The organism is Mesorhizobium sp. M7A.F.Ca.CA.002.15.2.1 (genome assembly GCF_003998715.1).
Lineage (GTDB): Bacteria > Pseudomonadota > Alphaproteobacteria > Rhizobiales > Rhizobiaceae > Mesorhizobium > Mesorhizobium ciceri.
The window spans coordinates 1-3,795 of record NZ_RZPI01000564.1 but is presented as its reverse complement, the minus strand read 5'-3'; the positions used below and the strand labels follow the sequence as shown (position 1 = coordinate 3,795).

5 protein-coding genes are annotated in these 3,795 nt (G+C 62.1%); 2 read left to right on the top strand and 3 right to left on the bottom strand.

Annotated elements, in window-relative coordinates; translation table 11 throughout:
* Window positions 1–887: fatty acid desaturase (locus ENZ74_RS25120; RefSeq protein WP_164761192.1), on the bottom strand; the 887-nt coding region annotated here is incomplete at its 3' end.
* A 230-nt stretch (window positions 888–1,117) separates the two neighbouring features.
* On the opposite strand from ENZ74_RS25120, the gene ENZ74_RS25115 reads away from it, so the two are divergent.
* Window positions 1,118–1,975, top strand: a complete 858-nt coding sequence (locus ENZ74_RS25115; protein WP_013531192.1) for a helix-turn-helix transcriptional regulator — start codon at window positions 1,118–1,120, stop codon at window positions 1,973–1,975.
* A gap of 131 nt (window positions 1,976–2,106) precedes the next feature.
* Window positions 2,107–3,129 carry a betaine--homocysteine S-methyltransferase gene (gene bmt / locus ENZ74_RS25110; protein WP_063168194.1) on the top strand — a complete coding sequence of 341 codons (1,023 nt, stop codon included), beginning with the start codon at window positions 2,107–2,109 and terminating at the stop codon, window positions 3,127–3,129.
* A 15-nt stretch (window positions 3,130–3,144) separates the two neighbouring features.
* Here the strand turns inward: bmt and ENZ74_RS34500 are convergent, their stop codons facing one another.
* Both ENZ74_RS34500 and ENZ74_RS25100 read right to left on the bottom strand, forming a co-directional pair.
* Window positions 3,145–3,414 (bottom strand): hypothetical protein, encoded by a 270-nt coding sequence (locus ENZ74_RS34500; protein ID WP_024501300.1) that lies wholly within the window; start codon window positions 3,412–3,414, stop codon window positions 3,145–3,147.
* A 213-nt stretch (window positions 3,415–3,627) separates the two neighbouring features.
* Window positions 3,628–3,795, bottom strand: a 168-nt coding sequence (locus ENZ74_RS25100) for a YfbK domain-containing protein (protein WP_127313058.1), incomplete at its 5' end; no start/stop codon positions are given.

Below are 3,795 nucleotides of genomic sequence, written 5' to 3'. Positions count from 1 at the left end.
GGCTCTATGGCATTGAACGCATAGGCTTTGACCAGCGCGAAATAATTCGGATAGGCATAGCCATTGTTCATCCGCAGCCATTCCTCACGGCGGTCGCGAAACAGCTTGGGCAGCTTGTACCAGGCCACGGTCGGGGTCTTGTGATGGACGAAATGCAGATTGTTGTTGAGGAACAGGAACGACAGCGGCGAGCGCTCGACGATCACCGTACGGCCTTCCGGATGTTCCGACCATTGATGCTCGGCGAACGTACGGATCGAGATCAGCGACTGGCCGAGCCAGACCGGCACCAGAATGTAAAGCCACAGCGGGATGCCGAAGCCGAACTGAACGATCGGCAGCACGACGGCCAGGCCGATCGCATGCAGCAGCCAGGCCTTGCGGATCGGCTTGTCGCCGGCGATCACCTGCTTGGCATCGTCGATGAAGAAGCCGACGCAGGACAGCCACGGGCCGAGCACGAAGCGGCCTGCCATGGTGTTGTTGATCTTGAGCAGGAATTTCATCGTCGGCGGCAGCTCGTCATGCTGCCAGAGCGCCTGATAATAGCTTTCCGGGTCATCGAGCGGGTCGGTCAGCCGCTCGTCGGCGTGGTGACGCAGATGAATGGTCTTGAAGCGGCGGAACGGCCAGACCAGACCGATCGGCAGAAACACGAAGGCTTCGTTGACCCGCGCGTTGCGCGTCGGATGCCCGTGCAGCACTTCGTGCATGATCGACGACTGCAATGCGGCGGTGAAGGCGAGGACGGCGAGCGCCAGGACGGGATAGGAAGGCCAGAGCAGGAAACCGGTGGCGAGCCATGTCGCGTAGCAGAAGAAGGCGAGTACCACGGTTGGCCACTCAATGGCCCGTACGCTGTGTCGCCTGATGCTCTTGCTCGTCATGCTATCGACCACTGCCCCTCAGTCGCCGGAATCCCAATTGATTCCTGACAGCATTGTGTCAGGAGAAATGATTCCACTCAACGAGACAAAGTGCACAAACTGTTGCGATTGCGCATTTTTGACCGCACATGTTATACATTGTAAACAGACTTAGGGATTCATTTACGCCTAACGCCACCCTCGGAGCGGTTCCGGCGCAAATTTTTCCTCAATCCAGGTGGAGCACGGACATGGACAAGCGCGACCTGTCGACGATCTTCCGCGAGCGACTGAAAATGCTCTTGACACGCTCCGACCTGAACCAGTCGGCCTTTGCAACCGCGGTCGGCATCGACCGCTCGGCGCTGTCGCAACTGCTGTCGGGCGCCTCGACGCGCCTGCCCCGCGCCGAAACACTGCTTAACATCGCCGCCGAGTTCAAGGTGTCGCTCGATTGGCTCCTCGGCCTCAGCCAGGACGAAGGTCTCACCGGCGAAATCCGCGAAAGCCTGGAGATCGAAGAGGCACCGGATGGTTTCGACCGCACGCTGTTGGCCAAATGGCATGCCGAGGCGGCAGGCACCAAGATCCGCTACGTGCCTGCCGGCATTCCCGATCTTCTGCGCACCGAAGCGCTGGTCGACTACGAAGCCGGCATCGCCAACAAGAGCCGCCTGGCGCAGGCCGGCGAAACGCAATACCGCATCGACTACAACAGGCGGCCTGAGACCGACATGGAAGTCTGCATGCCGCGCCACACGCTGGAGATATTTGCCCGCGGGCTGGGTGTCTGGGACCGTTTCCCCGAAGCCGACCGGCGCGCCCAGCTGCTGCACATGGCGACGCTGCTCGACGACCTCTACCCGACCTTCCGGCTGTTTCTCTATGACGGGCGGATGCGCTATTCGATCCCCTACACCATCTTCGGACCCTATCGCGCCGCCATCTATGTCGGCGACATGTATCTGGTGCTCAACGCCACTCAGCCGATCCAGACGCTGATCCAGCACTTCGACAATCTGATCCGGGCCGCCGACATCAATGCGCACGAGGCGTCCGGCTTCGCGCACAGACTGGCCGGCATGTCGTTCCCAACAGGCACTGTCTGATCTTCGGCAACAATGATCCTTCGGACGGAAACCGGCCTCCGCATTGGTGGCCGCGTTGCCGCCATTCCATTGACTACACATAAAGACTTCTTTATATCCTTATTCGACTTCGAAACATGAAAGCCAATCCGATGACGACCACCAACCCGATCGATGCTCTGCTGGCCGAAAAGGGCGTGCTGCTGGCCGATGGCGCCACCGGCACAAACCTTTTCGCCATGGGGCTGGAAGCCGGCGAGGCGCCCGAGCTGCTCAACGAGACGGCGCCCGACACCATCACCAGCCTGCATCAGAATTTCGTCGATGCCGGGGCCGACATCATCCTCACCAACTCGTTCGGCGGCACCCGCCACCGGCTGAAGCTGCATCATGCGCAGGATCGCGTGCATGCGCTGAACCAGCGCGCCGCCGAGATCGCGCGCGCCGTCGCCGACAGAGCTGGCCGCAAGGTCATCGTCGCCGGTTCGGTCGGACCGACCGGCGAATTGCTGGTGCCGCTTGGCGCCATGACCTATGACGAGGCGGTCGACGCCTTCGCCGAGCAGATCGAGGGTCTCAAGGAAGGCGGCGCCGAAGTCGCCTGGATCGAGACGATGTCTGCTCCCGACGAGATCCGCGCCGCCGCCGAGGCTGCCATCCGCGTCGGCCTGCCCTACACCTATACCGGTTCCTTCGACACCGCCGGCCGCACCATGATGGGCCTGCTACCCAGGGATATCCACGGCGTCACCGACGGGCTGTCGCAGGCGCCGCTTGGCGTTGGCGCCAATTGCGGCGTCGGCGCGTCTGACATCCTGGCCTCGCTGCTCGACATGACCGAGGCGAAGCCGGAGGCAACGGTGATCGTCAAGGGCAATTGCGGCATTCCCGAATTCCGCGGCACCGAAATCCATTATTCCGGCACACCCGAACTGATGGCCGACTATGTCAGGCTCGCCGTCGATGGCGGCGCCAAAATTATCGGCGGCTGCTGCGGCACCTCGTTCCAGCACCTTGCCGCCATGCGCAAGGCGCTCGACGCGCACACCAAGGCGGATCGTCCGACGGTTGCCGCGATCGTCGAGCGCATCGGCCCGATGCGCAACAAGGCGGCGACGGAAAATACCGCCGAGACCAGCGAAGCCCGCCGCGAGCGCCGCCGCAGCCGGGCCTGAGCTTATCGGTTTCGATTATTCGCTGTTGTCGGCGTAGCTCGACTGCGCCGACTTGAAGTCGACCACATTGTCGCTGTGCATCGTCATCAGCGCGCCGGATGAAACCGGATCGGTTATCTGCTCCAGCATGATGCGGAAGCGGTCGTTGGTCAGCGCCGACATGGCGGTGTGGCGCGCCTGCGCGACATCGTCACTGATACGCCTGGATTCCGATGATGGGGCCGATGAAACCGCCGAAGCATCTCGTGCCGGCGGTGTCGAGTTGGCGATAGTCCTGATCTGCAAGTTCGGCTCCCTCAAGCCCGGTACGCCTGTCCTGCGTAACAAGCAGGGGGTTGCGATCCGCTACCGGAAATGCCGCGCAATTTAACGACCTGGAGATTCTCCGAAAAAAGGCCGGCAAGGGAATGAACCCCTCGCCGGCATGCCTCACCCGCCCGCGGTCGGTTTCCCCTGTCAGAACGATCCCATCTGAAAGAAACCGGCCGTCATCACCCACTACCGATTACCGCCCAGCGCCGAGGCAAGGCGCACAAGCGAGAGGAACTCGGACCTGTACCCAAACGGGTCGGCTCCTCGAGCGGCAGTGGCGATCTCCATGATCTTGTCGTAACCGAACTTCGCGGTCGCATCCTCGTCGCGCAGCTTCTGGCCGAAGGCGGCGAC

Excerpts from the sequence above, each read along its gene's own strand:
- ENZ74_RS25115 (WP_013531192.1), top strand. The coding sequence starts at position 1,118 with ATGGACAAGCGCGACCTGTCGACGATCTTCCGCGAGCGACTGAAAATG.
- bmt (WP_063168194.1), top strand. The coding sequence starts at position 2,107 with ATGACGACCACCAACCCGATCGATGCTCTGCTGGCCGAAAAGGGCGTG.